This is a genomic window from Lachnospiraceae bacterium KGMB03038 (assembly GCA_007361935.1).
Classification (GTDB): domain Bacteria; phylum Bacillota; class Clostridia; order Lachnospirales; family Lachnospiraceae; genus Massilistercora.
The window spans coordinates 56,205-74,606 of the sequence record CP041667.1 but is presented as its reverse complement, the minus strand read 5'-3'; the positions used below and the strand labels follow the sequence as shown (position 1 = coordinate 74,606).

General features: G+C 48.5%; 18 protein-coding genes. 2 read left to right on the top strand and 16 right to left on the bottom strand.

All coding sequences use genetic code 11. The features are described from left to right. The 14 genes from FND36_00395 to FND36_00330 all read right to left on the bottom strand — a co-directional run bounded on the left by FND36_00395 (position 1) and on the right by FND36_00330 (position 15,089). Positions 1-480 (bottom strand): sigma-70 family RNA polymerase sigma factor, encoded by a 480-nt coding sequence (locus FND36_00395; protein QDW72625.1) that lies wholly within the window; start codon positions 478-480, stop codon positions 1-3. A 115-nt stretch (positions 481-595) separates the two neighbouring features. Further along, positions 596-2,875 carry a hydratase gene (locus FND36_00390; protein QDW72624.1) on the bottom strand — a complete coding sequence of 760 codons (2,280 nt, stop codon included), beginning with the start codon at positions 2,873-2,875 and terminating at the stop codon, positions 596-598. Between the two features lie 3 nt (positions 2,876-2,878). Beyond that, the gene (locus tag FND36_00385; GenBank protein QDW72623.1) at positions 2,879-3,967 is read right to left on the bottom strand and encodes a PucR family transcriptional regulator; all 1,089 of its coding nucleotides are present in this window, start codon (positions 3,965-3,967) and stop codon (positions 2,879-2,881) included. Positions 3,968-4,127: 160 nt separating this feature from the next. Further along, a complete protein-coding gene (locus tag FND36_00380) occupies positions 4,128-4,802 on the bottom strand; it encodes a hypothetical protein (protein QDW72622.1) in 675 nt (224 codons plus the stop codon). Between the two features lie 379 nt (positions 4,803-5,181). After that, entirely contained in the window at positions 5,182-6,294 is a 1,113-nt protein-coding gene (gene ugpC, locus FND36_00375) for a sn-glycerol-3-phosphate ABC transporter ATP-binding protein UgpC (protein QDW72621.1), read from the bottom strand. 138 nt (positions 6,295-6,432) lie between these two features. Continuing rightward, positions 6,433-7,269 (bottom strand): 16S rRNA (cytidine(1402)-2'-O)-methyltransferase, encoded by an 837-nt coding sequence (gene rsmI / locus FND36_00370; protein QDW72620.1) that lies wholly within the window; start codon positions 7,267-7,269, stop codon positions 6,433-6,435. Positions 7,270-7,286: 17 nt separating this feature from the next. Continuing rightward, positions 7,287-8,057, bottom strand: coding sequence for a tRNA1(Val) (adenine(37)-N6)-methyltransferase (locus FND36_00365; GenBank protein ID QDW72619.1), 771 nt, complete (start codon positions 8,055-8,057; stop codon positions 7,287-7,289). Then, the gene (locus tag FND36_00360; GenBank protein QDW72618.1) at positions 8,029-8,940 is read right to left on the bottom strand and encodes a stage 0 sporulation family protein; all 912 of its coding nucleotides are present in this window, start codon (positions 8,938-8,940) and stop codon (positions 8,029-8,031) included. The genes FND36_00365 and FND36_00360 overlap by 29 nt, the downstream gene beginning before the upstream one ends. 4 nt (positions 8,941-8,944) lie before the next feature. Continuing rightward, complete coding sequence (gene holB, locus FND36_00355) at positions 8,945-9,934, bottom strand: DNA polymerase III subunit delta' (protein ID QDW72617.1); 990 nt, start codon at positions 9,932-9,934, stop codon at positions 8,945-8,947. Further along, positions 9,921-10,508 (bottom strand): guanylate kinase, encoded by a 588-nt coding sequence (locus tag FND36_00350; protein QDW72616.1) that lies wholly within the window; start codon positions 10,506-10,508, stop codon positions 9,921-9,923. The genes holB and FND36_00350 overlap by 14 nt, the downstream gene beginning before the upstream one ends. After that, positions 10,501-11,913: an aminotransferase class V-fold PLP-dependent enzyme gene (locus FND36_00345; GenBank protein ID QDW72615.1), complete on the bottom strand. Its 1,413-nt coding sequence runs from the start codon at positions 11,911-11,913 to the stop codon at positions 10,501-10,503. Before FND36_00345 ends, FND36_00350 begins: the two co-directional genes overlap by 8 nt. Next, a complete protein-coding gene (locus FND36_00340; GenBank protein ID QDW72614.1) occupies positions 11,913-13,262 on the bottom strand; it encodes a glucose-6-phosphate isomerase in 1,350 nt (449 codons plus the stop codon). Before FND36_00340 ends, FND36_00345 begins: the two co-directional genes overlap by 1 nt. A gap of 80 nt (positions 13,263-13,342) precedes the next feature. Further along, positions 13,343-14,266 carry a hypothetical protein gene (locus tag FND36_00335; protein QDW72613.1) on the bottom strand — a complete coding sequence of 308 codons (924 nt, stop codon included), beginning with the start codon at positions 14,264-14,266 and terminating at the stop codon, positions 13,343-13,345. Positions 14,267-14,396: 130 nt separating this feature from the next. Continuing rightward, a complete protein-coding gene (locus tag FND36_00330) occupies positions 14,397-15,089 on the bottom strand; it encodes a 5'-methylthioadenosine/adenosylhomocysteine nucleosidase (protein ID QDW72612.1) in 693 nt (230 codons plus the stop codon). A 153-nt stretch (positions 15,090-15,242) separates the two neighbouring features. Between FND36_00330 and FND36_00325 the strand changes: the two genes are divergently transcribed. Next, positions 15,243-15,488, top strand: coding sequence for a TIGR03905 family TSCPD domain-containing protein (locus FND36_00325; GenBank protein QDW72611.1), 246 nt, complete (start codon positions 15,243-15,245; stop codon positions 15,486-15,488). A 296-nt stretch (positions 15,489-15,784) separates the two neighbouring features. Here FND36_00325 and FND36_00320 read toward each other — a convergent pair whose 3' ends face one another. Further along, positions 15,785-16,288 carry a hypothetical protein gene (locus tag FND36_00320; protein QDW72610.1) on the bottom strand — a complete coding sequence of 168 codons (504 nt, stop codon included), beginning with the start codon at positions 16,286-16,288 and terminating at the stop codon, positions 15,785-15,787. A 69-nt stretch (positions 16,289-16,357) separates the two neighbouring features. Further along, entirely contained in the window at positions 16,358-17,215 is an 858-nt protein-coding gene (locus FND36_00315; GenBank protein ID QDW72609.1) for a DUF4367 domain-containing protein, read from the bottom strand. A 113-nt stretch (positions 17,216-17,328) separates the two neighbouring features. On the opposite strand from FND36_00315, the gene FND36_00310 reads away from it, so the two are divergent. Continuing rightward, positions 17,329-18,393, top strand: coding sequence for an undecaprenyldiphospho-muramoylpentapeptide beta-N-acetylglucosaminyltransferase (locus FND36_00310; protein QDW72608.1), 1,065 nt, complete (start codon positions 17,329-17,331; stop codon positions 18,391-18,393). The last annotated feature ends 9 nt before the right edge of the window (positions 18,394-18,402 follow it).

Below are 18,402 nucleotides of genomic sequence, written 5' to 3'. Positions count from 1 at the left end.
CTACTCCAACACGCACTCCATCTTTTCCAGCGCACGGCTTCTCTTGGATCGGACGGTATTCTCATTGAGCTTCAGCGTTTTGCCGATCTCCCGACTGGTGTAACCGCCGAATACCGATAAGGCCACGATCATCTGCTCTTCCTCAGACAGGATGAGAAACGCCCTTTTCACATCCACTGACAGCCCGTGATCTTCCTGGGCCGTTGGAACGTTAAAAAAGGTATCCTCCTGGTCCAGGCTGATCTCCAATCCGCGTTTCCTTAGCTTTTTCCTGCACACATTTGCCAGGATCGTGAAGATCCAGCTTTTAAAGGCTTTCTCATCTCTCAGCTTACGGATATTCTCATAGGCCGCCAGCACAGCCTCACCCACCGCGTCTTCCGCCTCATGCCGGTCCTTCAGCAGACAGAGCGCAAATCGGTACAGATCTTGATAGACTGCCTCATACATCCGCGCAAATATATCCGCATCGCACTTCATATCCCACCCTCCCTGTCAGATATGGTTCTCTGTTCTATGTATTAGAGTCAATAAAGGAGCCAAATGATGCATTAGGGCCGGGGGATTTTTAAAAATCCCCCGGCCCTAATGAAAATTATCCTCTGTAATAATTAATCAGACAGCCTTTGCGGATGATCTCACGCTCTGTATCTGTCATATCTCCAAGTTTTAAGCTGATCTCTTTCAGTTCTTCTCCTACAATATAGGCTTTGACCTGGCTGGCTTTTTCTTCTACCGCCGTCCGGATTCCCGGCACAAAAATATAATCGCCATTTTTAAAACTCAACGCACTATGCTCTTCTTCTGTAATGAACGGCAGCATTCCCCAATTGATCAGGTTGGAACGGTATCTCTTCGTCGCGTATTCATTGGCGATATTTGCCCAGCCGCCCAGGACTTTCTGGCAGGAAGCCGCCTGCTCTCTCGCGGACCCATCTCCTGGCTTTACCGCAAATATGGTACTTCCAACGCCGATATTTTCCCTGCTGGCCTCTGGATAAGCCGCAGTGATCTTCTCAAGCACCGGCTTCAGTTCCTCCAGCGCTGCCGCCGGATCTTCTCCTGCCTCCAGCGCCTTCTGCGCCTTCTGCACTTCCTTTGCTCTTCCTACATATGCCGGGTCCTTTCTGGACAGGGCAAATTCTGCCAAGCCCAAAGGATTGGAACGATAGGAGGAGGTCTCTCCCGATGGGATCAGCTCATCTGTAGTAGTTACCGGATCATGGATCTCAGATACCACTTTTAAGATCAAGTTCTCCGGCAGCGCCGGCATTTCCGGCCAATCCTTGATATTGGGGCCAAACTTGATCTCCACGCTTGGGTCCGCTTTTCCCTTGCTGTCAAATACACGGTTTGCGTAAATATTCTTATCAAAGTGATATTTCCGTTCTTTATACTCTACGTCCATATCTGTTGCCGGCGTCAGGAATCCTTTATTGGCCGCTGTAGCCGCAATGGACCGCGCGTCCATAAGTGCCACCGATGCGATCTGGCCGCTCTGGAGCTTTGAACCCTCCCTGTTGGGGAAGTTTCTGGTAGAGTGACGGATAGAAAACGCATTGTTGGCCGGAGTATCTCCAGCTCCAAAACAGGGACCGCAGAAGGCAGTCTTCACAATCGTTCCCGCTTCCATCAGATCCGCGACCGCTCCGTTCTTCACCAGTTCCATATAGATTGGTGTGCTGGCCGGATAAACGCTGAAGGTAAATTCATCCGCTCCGATGTAACGGCCTTTGATAATATCCGCGGCAGCACAAATATTTTCAAATCCGCCGCCCGCGCAGCCGGCAATAATGCCCTGCTCTACATATAATTTCCCGTTCACGATCTTATCTTGAAGAGAATATTCCACAGCTCCATCCAAGCTGACTTGGGCCTTTTTCTCTACATCATGAAGGATATCTTCCAGGTTGGCGTTTACCTCATCGATCGTATATACGTTAGATGGATGGAACGGCATTGCGATCATTGGTTTGATCTCGCTTAAGTTCACATAGACCATGCCGTCATAATAAGCAGTCTCTCCCGGATTCAATTCTTTATATTCTTCTTCTCTTCCATGGATCTCATAGAATTCCCGGATCTTTTCATCTGTCTTCCAAATAGATGACAGACAGGTTGTCTCTGTAGTCATAACATCGATTCCGATCCTGAAATCCGCGCTCAGCTTCTCAACACCTGGGCCGACAAATTCCATAACCTTGTTGTTTACATATCCATTTGCGAAGGTTGCCCCGATGATCGCCAGGGCCACGTCCTGAGGACCTACTCCTTTGGCCGGTTCTCCATCCAGATAAATGCCGATCACCCGCGGCATTTTAATGTCGTAGGTTTTATTCAGCAGCTGTTTTACCAGCTCTGGTCCTCCTTCTCCCACTGCCATTGTGCCCAAGGCGCCGTATCTGGTATGGCTGTCAGAACCAAGGATCATCTTTCCGCCGCCAGCCAGCATTTCTCTCGCATACTGATGGATGACTGCCTGATGAGGCGGAACATATACGCCGCCGTATTTTTTCGCGCAGGTCAGTCCAAACATATGGTCATCTTCGTTGATTGTCCCGCCTACCGCGCACAAAGAATTGTGGCAGTTGGTCAGAACATATGGGATGGGGAACTTCTCAAGGCCGGAGGCTCTCGCTGTTTGGATGATACCTACAAATGTAATATCGTGGGAAGTCAGCTTGTCGAACTTGATCTGAAGCTGCTCCATATTTCCAGACGTATTATGATCCTTCAATATATTGTAAGCCATCGTCTGTTTCGCCGCTTCTTCCTGGGAAATCTCTCTGCCAGTCTTTGCCTTTGCTGCTTCTGTGCTTTCTGCGATCTCCCTGCCATTTAAGAGATATACTCCCTTGTCATACAATTTGATCATGTCTTATCTCCTCCTATTTTCTATATCTTTCATATGATCTGCCACCATAATCGCAATTTTAAAGGTCAGCGCATCTTCGAAAATCCGGACGTCCAGCCCTGTTTTCTTTTCAATCTTCTCCAGCCGGTACACCAGCGTGTTCCGGTGTACATGCAGCTGCCGGGCTGTTTCCGATATATTCAGGTTATTATCAAAAAATGTAAATACCGTTGTCAGCTCTTCTTCTCCAAAAGTCTCTCGTTCATCAGCCTCAAGGACTTCGCTTAGAAACATTTCACATAAAGATGGCGGAAGCTGATGGATCAGCCGGCCGATTCCCAGCTCATTGTAAGCAAAAATATTTTTATCTACATAAAATACTTTTCCTACCTCCATGGCCATACCGGCCTCTTTATAAGATCTGGACACCTCCCGGAGTTCTTTCACGATCGTCCCATAAGAAACACGCACACTCACCATTGCTTCCATATTTAGGGTGTCCACAAGAATTCTGGCTGTCTGGGCCAGTGTTTGATAGTCTTCCGTTTCTTCCAGGGCTTTTACAAGAATGATATTTTTCTCATCCACTGCCGTCACAAAATCTTTTGTTCCTGTGGCGTACAGTCCCTTCAGCGTATCCATGATCAGGTTGTCGCCCTCGTTTTTTGCCTCGATCAGAAAGACTGCTCTCTTTAGTTCCACCGGTATCTTCATCTTTCTGGCTTGATTATATACATCTACTAACAGCAGATTGTCCAACAGCAGATTCTGAATAAAACGATTTTTGTCCATTCGTTCCTTATTGGCCAGGATCAGATTCGCCAACTGGCTTGCTCCCATCCTGCCAGAAAGAGAAAGCTGCGTTCCTTCTCCCCGCAGCGCCAGAACATACGCCGGCTCTTGATCATCACATATGAGAAACAGTCCCTCTTCTTCGCTGATCTGCTGTTCTTTTCCAGCCGCGCAGAAATCTTTGACTGATTTCTCCATTTCGATCGCTTTCTCATTGGTCCTTACAAGACAGCTTCCCTGGACATCCCAGACGGAACACTCAAATCCCGTGATCTCTCGTATATCCTGCACCGTTTTGTGCAATATCTGATTTGACAGCACTGGAACTCCTCCCATCCGGCATATACCTTTTAATTCCGGTATCATTTAATCATTTTATCATAGGATCTAAAGTCTGTCCATGTTTAGAATTGCCGCAAAAGAGTAAAAGAGCGGGACTTTTCTTTTTACAGAAACTGTCCCGCTTCTCACTATAATAACATCAACCTTCTCTTATTTCCTGCAGCTGGCGGCTATGTTCCTGAACCGTCAGTTTAACTACTTTCATATCGTCTTCCAGACTTGCCAGCCGTTTTTCATTTTTGATCCATCCCTGCGACGTAGGATATAAATTTTCACACAGCAATGCGACCGGATGCCGAATATCATTTTCCGCCATTACCTGGAAATCATGGAGATCCCGCCGCAGATGCTCCTGACCATCCTCAAGTACCGTAACACGGGCTTTTACATCCGCCATATCTGTCTTCAACTCCGCCACGTCCGTCTTTAGTACCGTCACGTCTGTCTTTAGTGCCGCCACATCTGTCTTCAACTCCGCCACATCCGTCTTTAGCACTGCTACATCCGCCTTTAAAACTGCCACATCCGTCTTCAGGCCTGCCACGTCTGCCTTCAAGCCGGACACGTCCGTCTTCAGATCTGCTACGTCTGCCTTCAAGCCGGACAATTTTTCATCCAATTTCTGATCCAATTTCTGATCCAATTTCTGATCCAATTTTTGCTCTAATTTTTCTTCCAGCTTTTCCTCTAATACCTTTTCTAACTTTTCTTCTAATACCTTTTCTAGCTTTTCCTCTAGTACTTTTTCCAGCTTTTCTTCTAGTTTTTGATCTAGTTTTTCTTCCAGAATTCCTATAAATCTTTCCTCTGTCATGGCACTGTCTCCTTTTGTGTTTTCCTATTATAGCTTTTTATTCCTAGGTTCACAAGATGAAAATCTATGTATTTCTATACAAACTTTGTCCGCAAAATTTGTATGGTTTTATTCATTCAAGGGCAGCACCTCTTTTCCTTTTTACTACTCATGTGATTTATTTGGCAGAACCGCCTGACCTGTCTTTCACAGGTTGAAATAAGGGATGACTCGAATCGTCATCTGAGTGGTCTGAGTATAACATACATTCCGTTTACTGGCAAGCGGTTTCCGCGTATACCGCAAGCGGGCGGCAGTCATTGCCCTTTGGCAGCGCCATGTACGAAAAAAGCCCCCGGCATTTCTGCCGGGAGCTGTCTTTTCTGTCTTAAACTCTTTCCTAGTTTGTGATCGTCTGCTCTGTCTCTTTGTCGAATACGTGGATCTTCTCTGCATCCAGAGCAAATTTCACGGTGTCGCCTGTTCTTGCGGTTGTTCTTGGATCAACTCTTGCCGTCATGCTGGAGCCTTCATAGTCAAAGTACAGGAATACTTCTGCTCCAAGCATCTCATATACACGGATCTTCGCCTCAATTACGGTATTCGGAGAAGCTTGAAGGAATGCCGGCTCGTCATGTACGTCTTCCGGACGGATTCCAAGTACGACTGTCTTTCCATCATAACCGCCGTCGATCAGTTTCTTTGCCTTCGCTGCCGGCAGTTCGATCTCGGAAGGTCCAGCCACCAGATATACCTTATCGCCCTGTACTTTACAGGTCGCGTCTACAAAGTTCATCTGCGGAGATCCGATAAATCCAGCCACAAACAGGTTGCATGGATAATCGTACAGTGTCTGCGGCGTGTCTACCTGCTGAACAACACCGGCGTTCATAACAACGATTCTGGTACCAAGCGTCATAGCTTCTGTCTGGTCATGTGTTACGTAGATGATCGTAGTTCCCAGTCTCTGATGCAGCTTGGAAATCTCAATACGCATCTGGCCGCGCAGTTTTGCGTCCAGGTTGGAAAGAGGCTCATCCATCAGGAATACCTTAGGATTACGAACGATCGCGCGTCCCATAGCAACACGCTGTCTCTGTCCGCCGGACAACGCCTTCGGCTTACGGTCCAGAAGAGCTTCCAGATCCAGGATCCTTGCGGCTTCACGAACCATCTTATCAATCTCATCTTTTGGTACTTTTCTCAATTTCAGACCAAAAGCCATGTTATCATATACGGTCATATGTGGATACAGCGCATAGTTCTGGAATACCATGGCGATATCTCTATCCTTTGGCTCTACATCATTTACAACCTTATCCCCAATCTTCAGTTCACCGGAAGAAATATCCTCAAGGCCGGCTACCATACGGAGCGTCGTTGATTTTCCACATCCTGAAGGTCCTACGAAGATGATAAATTCTTTATCTTCGATCTCAAGATTAAAATCTTTTACCGCCTCAAATCCGTTTGGATAGACTTTATTGATGTGCTTCAATGATAAACTTGCCATTTCAATTTTCCTCCTAATCGTTTCTAAGAATCTCTTTGCTATCGATCACTCTGGTAAAAAGTATATAAAAAAAGTCCAACCTGAGCCATGCCCAAGTTGAACAATCTTTTTTTTATTTTCTATACAAGTTGACGAAATCTATAAAAGCTCCCGGTAAATCTCTCTTTTACTTACTCCCCTGTCTTTGGCCACCTGCTTCATGGCTTCCTTCTTTTCCATCCCCTGCCGCAGATAATAGTCCATATGCTCCTTTAAGTCCATTTCTTTCCAACTCTCTTCCCGTTCTCGCTGGATCTCTTTTTGATCTTTTCCCTGGATCACCAGAACATATTCTCCCTTGGGCTGCTGTTCCCGGTATCTTTCTATTGCTGCTTCCAGTGTGGTCTGGAACACTTCTTCATGCTTTTTCGTCAATTCCCGGCAGAGGCTCATCCGCCGGTCGCCCAGCGCATCCCGAAGCGCTTCCAGCGTTTTCACCAAGCGATGAGGCGCCTCATAGAGTACGATCGTCCGGGTTTCTTCTTTTAATTCTTCCAAAATATTCTGGCGCGGTTTCTTCTCTGCGGGAAGGAACGCTTCAAAGGCAAACCGCTTCGTTGGCAGACCGGATATGGTAAGGGCCGTCACGCAAGCAGCCGGGCCGGGAACTGCCGTTACCTGGATTCCCGCCTCGTGGCACATAGCAGTCAATTCCTCCCCTGGATCCGAGATCCCCGGCGTCCCCGCATCCGTGATCAAGGCAATATTCTCTCCTTTCTGGAGTCTTTCTACCAGCTTTCTTCCCTTCTCGATCTTATTGTATTCATGATAGCTGGTCATTGGCGTCTTGATCTCAAAATGATTCAGCAGTTTGATGCTGTTGCGGGTGTCTTCCGCCGCGATCAGATCTGCTTCTTTTAAGATCCGAAGAGCGCGGAAACTGATATCTTCCAGATTTCCAATTGGTGTCGCGCATAAATACAGCGTACCTGCCATCTTTTTCTCCCTTTCTCCTACCCGTTTTTAATTCCCTGGGAATAAATCTCCAAAAGCTTCGGCGTATAGTTTCCATCCTCCTGGTAAACGATCAGCGGCGGTTCCACCTTCAGTCGGGGATTCCCGCCTTTCACGCCTTCCAAAAGCACCATATTGGGTTCCTTGCCGATCTGCGGGTGGACAAGCTGCATCCGCTTTGGCTCAAGCTTATACTCCCACATCTTTCTCAGTATCTCCGGCAGCCGGAACGGGCGGTGCACCATGTAAAATCTTCCTTTATCCTTCAGGACTTTACTGCTCTGTCTTAAAATGTCATCCAGCGTGCACAGGACTTCATGCCGGGCAATATACAGCGCTTCCTTCTCATTTTTTAATCCGTGATCTCCGATCATATAAGGCGGATTGACTGTAATAACGGCAAAAGAGGCCGCGCCGAATACTGCTGCCGCCTCTTTGATATCTCCTGTCACGATCTGGATCCGATCCTCCAAATGGTTAAGCCGGACGCTTCTTTTTGCCATATCCGCGCTTTCCTTCTGTATTTCCAAACCTACATAAGAACCGCCTTCGTTCTTTGCTTCCAGCAGGATAGGCAGGATTCCTGTCCCTGTCCCCAGGTCCAGCGCCCGCTCTCCCTTGCGCACCTTCGCGAAAGAAGAAAGCAGTACCGCATCCATTCCAAAACAGAATCTCCCAGGATTCTGAATGATCTTATATCCTTTGATCTGCAGGTCGTCCACACGTTCTCCGTCTTTTAGATCAGGCGTCGTCCAGTTTTGATTTTCCATTTTTCTCTTCCAGCCCTTTTAACTGTGCCATCTCTTCTTTTGACAGCTTAGCGTCCTTTTTCTTCCGCCTCGGCTTAAATTTCAGTTCAGACGCCTTATATTCCCGGATTTCTTTCTCGTCGTTGTCCAGGTTTACTACCACTTTTACCAACTGCCGCAGCACATTGACTGCCTGCACGTCCCCTTTCAGGCCTTCCGGCGTGATCACATGGTCGCCGTTGGATGGAAGGTGGCTGTTCAGTTCTTCGTAGGTCTCTTCCTCGTTAGTCAGACAGCACATCAGCCGCCCGCAGACCCCTGAGATCTTCGTCGGGTTCAGGGAAAGATTCTGCTCTTTCGCCATTTTGATAGATACAGGGGCAAATTCTGTCAGATAAGTGTGGCAGCAAAGAGGCCGTCCGCAGATACCGATCCCGCCCCTGATCTTCGTTTCATCCCGGACGCCAATCTGCCGCAGCTCGATCCTGGTGCGGAATACACTGGCCAGATCTTTGACCAGCTCACGGAAATCGATCCGCCCGTCCGCGGTGAAATAGAATAACACCTTATTGTTGTCGAAGGTATATTCCGCATCGATCAGCTTCATCTCCAGTCCGTGTTTACGGATCTTCTCCAGGCAGATTCCAAACGCTTCTTTTTCCTTCTCCCGGTTTTTCTCCTCTTTTTTCACATCTTCCGCTGTGGCCAGCCGGATCACCGATTTCAATGGCTGGGTGATCTTACTGTCCTCCACCTCTTTTGGCCCCAGTACCACGGATCCAAACTCTACGCCTCTTGCGGTCTCTACGATCACCTTATCGCCAAGCTTGGGATTGAATTTCCCCGGCGAGAAGTAATAGATCTTCCCGGCTGTGCGGAATCTTACTCCTATTATATTTGTCATACCGTTAATTCTCCTTTATCGTCAGGAACAAAAGCTCCATGGTCAGTTCAAAATTCACATTTGCCTTCAGCCTGGTCTTTGCCTTCTCAAGGCTTTCCAGGATCAGCTCGATCCCTTCGTAAGAGCTTTTCTTCACCTGTTCCTTGATCACATTGATCTGGTCCTTAAACACCACTTTCTCTACGTCCTTGGTGGCCTTATACATCAGCACATCCCGGTACCATACCATCAGGATATCCAGATAATCATTGATCTCCAGCTTATATGTGGTAATATGGTTTACCGCTTCGATGATCTCGTCCATCTCCATCTCATGGATATATTTCAGAAGCTGGAGCGCCTCCTCCCGAATCTCATTAAAATGCTCGGAACCAGCCAGCATGATCGCCCGTCCCATATTCCCCTGGGCAAATGCTGTACAGATATCTGCTTTATAGTCCGGCACCTCCAGCTTTTCCATCAGATACTTTTTGATCAATGTATCCTTGATATTCCTAAGCTTTAACATCACACAGCGAGAGGTAATGGTAGGAAGCAGCAGATCCGCGTTCTCCGTAAGCAACAGGATCACCACATACTCCGGCGGCTCTTCAATGGTCTTCAGAAGCGCGTTCTGAGCCTGGACCGTCATGAGATCTGCTTCTGGAATGATGTAGACCTTATACGGACCCTGGTAAGGTTTCACGGAAACCGTCTGATTCACCTGTTCACGGATATCGTCCACACTGATGCTTCCAGGCTTCTCATGGACCACCCGGATAATATCCGGATGATTGCCGCTCTCCGCCTGGATACAGGAATGGCATTCATTGCACGGATCCGGCCCCTTTCTTTCACACAGAAGAGTGGCGGCAAAAAGATTGGCCAGCATCTTTTTCCCGGATCCCCTCTCTCCATTCAAAATATAAGCGTGTGATACCTTATCTTCTGTCACCGCGTTTTGGATATACTTGATGATGTCCTTATGGCCCACCACATTTTTAAAACTTCCCATACTGTATTCCCTCTGCAATTTCTTCTAAACATTGTAACTGATCTTGATTTCTGTATCTTCTGGTGATCCCGGCCTTTCTCAGATTCTCTTCGGAGAAATCTTCCTTGTCCGCCAGAAACCGTCTGCACAGTTCGTCATATCTTGGGACCATCTGGCGCCTCTCACGATCCAGCGCCCGGCTTAGCCGCTCCCCATCCTCTACTTCTATATAGATAGGAACCAAAACCGTTTCACCAAAATATTCCTTCATCTTCTGATAAGATTCCAATGTCCCGATCATCAGGTAATCCGCCTCATCAAGCCGTATCTGTCCGTCATCCACAGTAGCATATTTCCAGTCTCCGCACACCGTATGATACGTGCGCAGCTCGATCAGCCTGCCTTCTCTCTGGAACTGCTCCAGCCGTTCCTGTGAAACAAAGAAATACTCTACGCCATCCCGCTCTCCTTCCCGGACCGGCCGCGTGGTATATAGAACCACCCGTTTCAGAGCCGGAAAACGTTTTTGCAGTTCTTTATACATGGTGTCCTTTCCAGAAGAACTTTTCCCCATGATATAGTATATTTTACCCATTTGTCCAAACCTCGATCCGTCCGTCTTGTTCCAGACCTTCCACGAAGAAGCCCTGCTCCCGGCGGCGTTTCAGGATTTCCACCGCCTCGGCATTGATCCTCTCTCCCGGCACGATCAGCGGAATTCCGGGAGGATACAAGTAGGCGTACTCCATCGAAACAGCGCCCTCGCTCTCTTCCCAGGAGATGCTCCGCCCATGGCCGCCTTCCCGCCTTCTGGCAGCCTCCGCGCTGGTAAACACCTGCTCCAGCCTCGGATACTGTACTTCACTATAAGGCTTGCTAGCATTATACATCAAACCAGACATTTCATCAATGTCAAATAATGCCCTGGAAAGCCGTTCCATCCCCTCATCTGTATCACCTGGCGAAGTCATGGCCAGCACGTAGCCGCCGGCCGCCATCTCCATTTGAAGCTGGTATTTGTCCAGCAAAAGCTTATATAGCTCCCGCCCATTCATCCCTGCTCCTGTCCCCTGGATCACCAGTTTAGAAGGGTCTTGATCCGGCCGCTGGACCAGCTTAAGCCGCCGCAGTCCTGCCAGTTCTTTTCGCAGACGTTCCAGTCGCTCCACATAAGGCGGCCACAGCTTTCCGCCGCAGGTTTCCAGCTGATGGATACAGTAATCGATACTGGCCATCAGAACATAGGAAGGACTGCTGGTCTGCAGCATATCCAGATAACGTCTGACCTCTGCCCGGTCCACGATCGGTCCATTGATATGCAGAAGGGCTGTCTGAGTTAAAGAGGGGAGAGTTTTATGAAGACTGTGCACCACAAGATCGGCGCCTTTCGTGTTAGAATTCTCAGGAAAATAAGGGTGGAAGCCAAAGTGGGCTCCGTGAGCCTCATCTACGATCAGCGGAATCCCCTTCTCATGGACTTCTCTGGCGATGTCCGCCACATCAGAAACGACGCCCTCATAAGTGGGGGATACGATCACCACTGCCCGGATCTCCGGATGCCTTTTCAGAGCCGCCCTCACATCTTTTGCGGCAATCTGCGTATTCACCCCAGCTTTTTGATCAAAGCTCGGATATAGATAGATGGGCTTCAATTCTTTCATATAGACCGCGTGATATACAGACTTATGACAGTTTCTTGCCACAAGTACAGTATCACCTTTTTTCGTTACTCCGGCGAGGGCGCTTAAAATCCCCACCGTACTTCCATTGATCAGGAAATGGGTCTCCTCCGCGTGAAAGACTTCTGCCGCCCGCTCCTGGGCCTCCTTTAGGATACCTTTCGCATGATGCAGATCGTCAAATCCCTCGATCTCTGTAATGTCGATCTGATACAGTTTCTCCAGGCCCGCTATGCCCGGCCGCCTTTTGTGGCCGGGCATATGGAACCCATAATGATCAGATTCTCCGTATTTTCTCAGCTTATCGTATAGTGTATCCATTACAATCTTTTTAACAATTCTTCTCTTTCTTTTTCATATCCCGGTTTGCCAAGCAGAGCAAACATGTTCTTCTTATAGCTCTCAACTCCCGGCTGGTTAAATGGATTGACCCCGGAAATATAGCCGCTGACTCCGCAGGCAAACTCAAAGAAGTAGAAAAGCTCTCCCAGAGAGAATTCATCCTGGGCCGGGATATTTACCCGCAGATTCGGCACGTTTCCATCCGTATGGGCCAGGATCGTCCCGTTCATAGCGCTTTTATTTACAAAGTCCACCGTTTTCCCCGCAAGGTAATTCAATCCGTCCAGGTCCACCGGTTCTTCCTGGAGCACCACTTCTTCTTTCGACTCTTCCACACACATCACCGTCTCAAACATGATCCGGCTTCCGTCCTGGATGAACTGTCCCATGGAGTGAAGATCTGTCGTAAGATCCACCGATGCCGGGAAGATTCCCTTCTGATCTTTTCCTTCGCTTTCTCCATAGAGCTGCTTCCACCATTCAGATACATAATGGAGGCTTGGCTCATAATTAGCCAGGATCTCTACAGATTTCCCTTTTCTGTGAAGGATATTTCTGACAGCCGCGTACTGGAGCGCCGGGTTGTCGGCAAATCCATTCTCCAACGCCTGCTTCCTTCCGCTGGCCGCGCCTTCCATCAACCGGTCGATATCCGCGCCGCTCACCGCGATCGGCAGCAAACCTACTGCCGTCAGCACGGAAAATCTTCCGCCTACATCATCCGGCACTACAAAGGTCTCATAGCCTTCCTCATCCGCCAGATTCTTAAGGGCGCCTTTCTCTTTATCCGTTGTGGCGTAAATCCTCTTTGCCGCCGCTTCTTTGCCGTACTTCTTCTCCAGAAGTTCTTTAAACACGCGGAAAGCAATCGCTGGTTCTGTGGTTGTCCCTGATTTAGAAATAATATTTACTGAAAAGTCCCTGTCTCCTACTACTTGGATCAGATCCTTCAGATAGGTACTGCTGATGCTGTTCCCAGCGTAATAGATCTCCGGGGTTTTGCGGACTTCCTTTGAAACAGAATTGTAAAAACTGTGACGCAGAAATTCGATCGCGGCTCTTGCCCCCAGATAAGATCCGCCGATTCCGATCACGATCAGCACCTCTGAATCAGATTTGATCTTCTCCGCCGCCGCCTTGATCCGGGCGAATTCCTCTTTATCGTAGTCTACCGGAAGATCGATCCAGCCCAGGAAATCATTTCCCGCCCCGCTTCTTTCCACCAGTACTTCCTTCGCCTGCTGGGCGATCCGCTCCATAGCCTCAACTTCATGGCTTCCAATGAACTTCTCTGCCTTCGAATAATCGAATGTCACTCTGTTTCCCATAACGACTCCTTTCCACATCTATGGCTGAATGTAAAATTTACCAGATATCTCTTATATTTTAGCAAATCGCTATGTTTTAATCAAGCCATAAACTCTTCCAGGATCTGCCGGATCAGCACGTCTTTCGGAGTCTGTACTTCCTCTTCTTCCTTCCGGTTTCTCTCTGGATTCTGCCGCTTCGCCTGTGCAGCCGCCCTCCCTTTATTCAGGTCTGGTTCCGAAAGGTCTTTCTCCGGAGCGGTTCCCCGGATTGGGATCACCGTTTCCGGCTGAGGCGTCTGCCGCGGTATTTTCTCCGGCTGCGGTTCTGCATTTGGACGGATTTCCGGCCGCATCGGCTGAGGCTGTACCTCCGGCCCTGCCGGACGCTCCGGCTCCGCCTGGATTCCGGGTATCTCCTTTTCTTGGTATAGCTGAGTCCCTCTGGTCTCCGCCGCGCCGGCAGACGGCGCTTCCGGCGCCATTACTTGGATCTCCTTCTGATACGCCTTCTCGTATCGATGGAGACACACGTTTTCCAGGTAATCCACCATATAATTGCCTGCCGCCTCCAACCGGTAATCCTCATCGGTGGACACATGCGCAAGGTAGATCAGCACTGCCAGTCCGACTCCTGCCGCTCCCGTCCGCAGGACCATCTCGCTCATTCCGCCTGCGCTGTACCACGCGGCCGCTCCCAAAAGACCAAGCAGCAGACACAATCCCGCTGTGACCTTCTCCAGCCGTCTCCAGGTATGGAGCTTCACTCCGGCTACTTTGTACTCGTACAGGTACTTGTCCACAAAAACCCGCACATTTTCCACCCGTTCGCTGACCATGCAGGCATGTTCGAATTTGGCTCTCACCAGCCGCATCAGGGGATGGGTGCTCTTCCCCATATTGCCCGCCGCCCGCGCCATCCGTTTCAAAGATGTGCTGGCCACACATTTGCTGGCGATCCCAACCGCCGTCAGAATCCCCATCAGCACAAATAAAATCTGCTTGTCCAGTATTGTCTCTAACATAAAAAAGCCCTCCTTTTGCTTAGCATTATACTGGAAATCCGCAAAGAGGGCTTAAAAACCGTTCTCCAGGAATCGACCTGGCATTGTCAGTTTCTGTCTTGTTTTAACCTGTCATGATCATGGTTTCCGGCTACATACTGCTCAGCAGTTCCTTGACCAGCCGCACGCTGTGGGTGATCGCCCGGCGCTCAAACTCCGGATAATCCATCTGGGCGCTGTTGTCAGCTTTGTCAGAAATAGCCCGAATTATGACATACGAAACTTTGTTCAGGTATGCCGCCTGGGCAATTCCGGCTCCCTCCATCTCTGTGCAGAGCGGCTGGAACTGGCTGTGTATCCGGTCTTTTGCTTCCTGGGATGAGATAAACTGATCTCCGCTCACCACTCTTCCCAGAAATGTATGGATCTCCGGATTTGCCCTCTCATTCGCCTGGCGCGCCTTCTCCACAAGCTCCGCGTCCGCCGGAAACGCCAATACGTCCATCCGGGGAATCTGTCCTGCCGGATCTCCAAAAATAGTGGCGTCCATATCATGGTGTAGGGCATCGGTAGAAATCACCATATCTCCAATATCGATCCGCGCATCCAGCGATCCAGCGATCCCTGTATTGATCAGCGCATCTACCCGAAAATCATCGATCAAGATCTGCGCGCAGATACCTGCGTTTACCTTCCCGATTCCGCTTCTAACGATTACCACATCCTGGCCGCACAGATTTCCCCTGCAGAAGGTCATGGATGCCTTTTCCCGTATCTCTTCCACCGTCATGGCTTCCTTTAACGCCTGTACTTCCTCTTCCATTGCTCCAATAATACCTATCATATCGTTTTCACGTCCTTTCCTGTGTCTCTTCCCTGATTTTACCACAGGAAAAATCAATTTGCCACTACCCGTCAAGTTTGATATAATACCGCTATGGCAGTTCCGTTATGTATTGGATACGAACAAAAACATAATTTTTTCAGGAGGTACAATATGGATTATAGACCCCACGGCGTCTGTTCCCAGCTTATCCGGGTAGACGTAGAAGATAATATCATTAAAAATGTAGAATTTGTAGGCGGATGCAGCGGCAATACCCAGGGCGTGTCCCGCCTGGTCCAGGGTATGGATGTACACGAGGCGATTTCCCGCCTGGAGGGGATCACCTGCGGGAACAAGCCCACTTCCTGTCCCGACCAGCTTGCCTGGGCGCTGAAACAAGCCATTAGCCAGGTATAAGGATCTCGGTTTATAAGATTGTATAGAAGGGAAAAAGGATACTAAGCCTGTCGGCCTGGTATCCTTTCCCTGCTTATTCGTTCTCATTTTTTGGCGTCAGAGGACCTGCAGCGGACATCACCGCGATGTCTCTGGCCCGTAACGTGGACCTACGTGGTTTCTCAATTTTCTCAATGTAAGGTCGAAATTATTTGTTAATAGTTTCTACTTCGCACCGACTGTGATGTCCGCTGCAGGTCCCCTGACATAATGCTTCTTATCGGGACTTCCGAGTAAAATATGGGTCATGAAATGTTTTAGTCAATGCCTGGTATAATCTCTGGCTCTTCGATAAAGACTCCATCGGTAAAGCTGCTGCTCATATCACTATTTGCCGAGTGAGTACACCGTACCCGGTAGTAATATCCGCCTTCTACTTCCAGTCTCCGGTTATCAGAAACTTTATCAATATTCTGATTGAATTTCTGCCAGCCATCGTAGAACTCCCATTCCTCATCGCCTTCCTGGGCCCGTTCTACTATCACGCTGATTCCCACTTCCTTTACCACGTGAGCCGCAATGGTGCTTCCGCCTGCATACAGCACTCCTGGCCCCAGCCGCACGGATTTCGAATATCCGGCCAACAAGTCTGCGCCCTTGGTTATCTTGGTATCGTAACCAATCGACTCGTCCTCATGGGTCAGATAGGAACCGTCTATCATCGGCCGTCCCTCTTCCGCTTTGACCTCATTAAAAGAAACTCCGAACAACCCAGCCATCAGCAGAAGGGCACAGCACAATGATAAAATCTTCTTTTTCATCCATTACCTCCATACTTACCCCCGCCCTCATATAGTGAGACACACAACTCGATAAAAACTGACGCATTTTTACAAATTAAAATGCAAATTATCGATAATTGTTTCAAATTCGTTTTTAGACATGGCTCCAATTAAAAAATATTCTACTCCATTATACGTAAAACTAGCAGAGTATCTCTTTCCTCCCGTATCTGCTATTTGATATTCTTTAATTTCAATACGCTGTCCCTTGCGCTCTTTATAATAAGTGTCTGTCACTTCATCTTCTGCATCCATCCCCCAAGAAGCATCTGCATAAGAGGCATTTACAAAATATACTATGTTTTCTCCTTTATATTGATAAAACAGTTCTGCTGTCTGAATTATCTCATCCATCTCTAGTCTAGAAAATTTCATTTCATTTGGACGAATAATAATCTTTACCGGATCTACGCCAAACGCATCCTTAATCTCCTGATACGCTTCTTCCTCCTTCTCTTCAGCTATTTTTAAATTATCCTCGTTTGAATTTACCTTTACTACCTCTCGGTCTCCGACCATGGTCCGAACCATCTCCACAATTCTCTCCGGTCCGCCCACACTGGTGATCCCAAGGATCAAGACCAAAGCCAGGACAGCCGCCAGATTCAACCCCATTCTGCTCAGCCTTTTGCCCCTGGATTTCCTACGGCCTCCGCCTGTCTTTTGTTCTCTTTGGATCTGTTTCCCCAGTTCCAGCGCCTCCCGGTCCTCCTGGGAGAGCTGTTCGTAGATCTTTTCTTTCTGATATTCTTCTATCTGTTTCTGCAGATTCTGACGGATTTCATCCTTCTTTTCCTCTGACAAGTCTTCCTGTTCAGATTCCTGGACGGCCGCTTTAATGTCATCCGCTTCTTTCTGCACTTCCTCTTTAATGATCTGTTCCAGTTCATTGGGTGTTTCTTTCATTCTACATTTCTCTCTTTCTCTTGACCAAATCCCTTAGAAACGTATAATATATAATATAGTATAAAATGTTGTTAAGGTCAAAAAGATATTTTGACCGCATTGGGGAGGTCGTTATGAAGAGAATCGTCTTAACCGGAGGCGGAACCGCAGGGCATGTTACGCCAAATATTGCTCTTCTTCCACGCCTGAAAGAGCTGCAGTATGATATCCATTATATCGGTTCCTATCAAGGGATCGAAAAGGAATTGATCGAACAGTTTGGAATTCCCTACCATGGAATCTCCACGGGGAAACTCCGCCGCTATCTCAGCGTGCGGAACCTTACCGATCCGTTCCGCGTCCTTAAAGGGATGGGCGAAGCCAAGCGGTTAATAAAAATATTGGATCCTGACGTAATCTTCTCCAAAGGAGGATTCGTCTCTGTTCCTGTCGTGCTGGCCGGCAAAAAGCGGCACGTACCCACGATCATCCATGAATCCGACATGACTCCGGGTCTGGCAAATAAACTCTCTTTATCGGCCGCTACCAAGGTATGCTGCAACTTCCCTGAGACGCTGGAACATCTCCCCGCGGGCAAGGCGGTCCTTACCGGCTCCCCCATCCGCCAGGAACTGCTCAGCGGTGATAAATACAAAGCCCTGGAATTCTTAGGTTTTACATCCGAGAAACCTGTCATTTTGATCATCGGAGGAAGCCTGGGGGCCGTAGCCGTCAATGAAGCGATCCGGGCGATCCTTCCGGAGCTTTTAAAATCCTATCAGGTCATCCATCTGTGCGGAAAGGGTAAGATCGATCCCACGCTGACACACTTAGAGGGCTACGCCCAATACGAATATATCAAGGAAGAGCTAAAAGATCTTTTTGCCCTTACAGATATTGTTGTCTCACGGGCAGGCGCAAACGCGATCTGTGAACTTTTAGCTTTACATAAGCCAAATCTTCTGATCCCGCTTCCGGCAAACGCAAGCCGGGGCGACCAGATTCTCAATGCCCGTTCCTTTGAACGCCAGGGATTCAGCATTGTATTGGAAGAATCGGAACTGACCAACGAGACGCTTCTGGGCGCCATCAACCGGCTGTATGAAAACCGGGAGGTTTACACCGAAACTATGAAAAAGTCGTCTCAGCAGAATTCTATCGATACTATCATCGATCTCATTGAATCTGTTGCCAAATAGGAATTGTTC

Coding starts and splice junctions, on each gene's coding strand:
- FND36_00315 (QDW72609.1), bottom strand. CDS start 17,215: ATGAAAGAAACACCCAATGAACTGGAACAGATCATTAAAGAGGAAGTG.
- FND36_00380 (QDW72622.1), bottom strand. CDS start 4,802: ATGACAGAGGAAAGATTTATAGGAATTCTGGAAGAAAAACTAGATCAA.
- rsmI (QDW72620.1), bottom strand. CDS start 7,269: ATGGCAGGTACGCTGTATTTATGCGCGACACCAATTGGAAATCTGGAA.
- FND36_00365 (QDW72619.1), bottom strand. CDS start 8,057: ATGGAAAATCAAAACTGGACGACGCCTGATCTAAAAGACGGAGAACGT.
- FND36_00395 (QDW72625.1), bottom strand. CDS start 480: ATGAAGTGCGATGCGGATATATTTGCGCGGATGTATGAGGCAGTCTAT.
- FND36_00345 (QDW72615.1), bottom strand. CDS start 11,913: ATGGATACACTATACGATAAGCTGAGAAAATACGGAGAATCTGATCAT.
- FND36_00325 (QDW72611.1), top strand. CDS start 15,243: ATGGATTATAGACCCCACGGCGTCTGTTCCCAGCTTATCCGGGTAGAC.
- FND36_00390 (QDW72624.1), bottom strand. CDS start 2,875: ATGATCAAATTGTATGACAAGGGAGTATATCTCTTAAATGGCAGGGAG.
- FND36_00330 (QDW72612.1), bottom strand. CDS start 15,089: ATGATAGGTATTATTGGAGCAATGGAAGAGGAAGTACAGGCGTTAAAG.
- ugpC (QDW72621.1), bottom strand. CDS start 6,294: ATGGCAAGTTTATCATTGAAGCACATCAATAAAGTCTATCCAAACGGA.
- holB (QDW72617.1), bottom strand. CDS start 9,934: ATGGGAAGTTTTAAAAATGTGGTGGGCCATAAGGACATCATCAAGTAT.
- FND36_00350 (QDW72616.1), bottom strand. CDS start 10,508: ATGGGTAAAATATACTATATCATGGGGAAAAGTTCTTCTGGAAAGGAC.
- FND36_00320 (QDW72610.1), bottom strand. CDS start 16,288: ATGAAAAAGAAGATTTTATCATTGTGCTGTGCCCTTCTGCTGATGGCT.
- FND36_00360 (QDW72618.1), bottom strand. CDS start 8,940: ATGACAAATATAATAGGAGTAAGATTCCGCACAGCCGGGAAGATCTAT.
- FND36_00335 (QDW72613.1), bottom strand. CDS start 14,266: ATGTTAGAGACAATACTGGACAAGCAGATTTTATTTGTGCTGATGGGG.
- FND36_00340 (QDW72614.1), bottom strand. CDS start 13,262: ATGGGAAACAGAGTGACATTCGATTATTCGAAGGCAGAGAAGTTCATT.
- FND36_00310 (QDW72608.1), top strand. CDS start 17,329: ATGAAGAGAATCGTCTTAACCGGAGGCGGAACCGCAGGGCATGTTACG.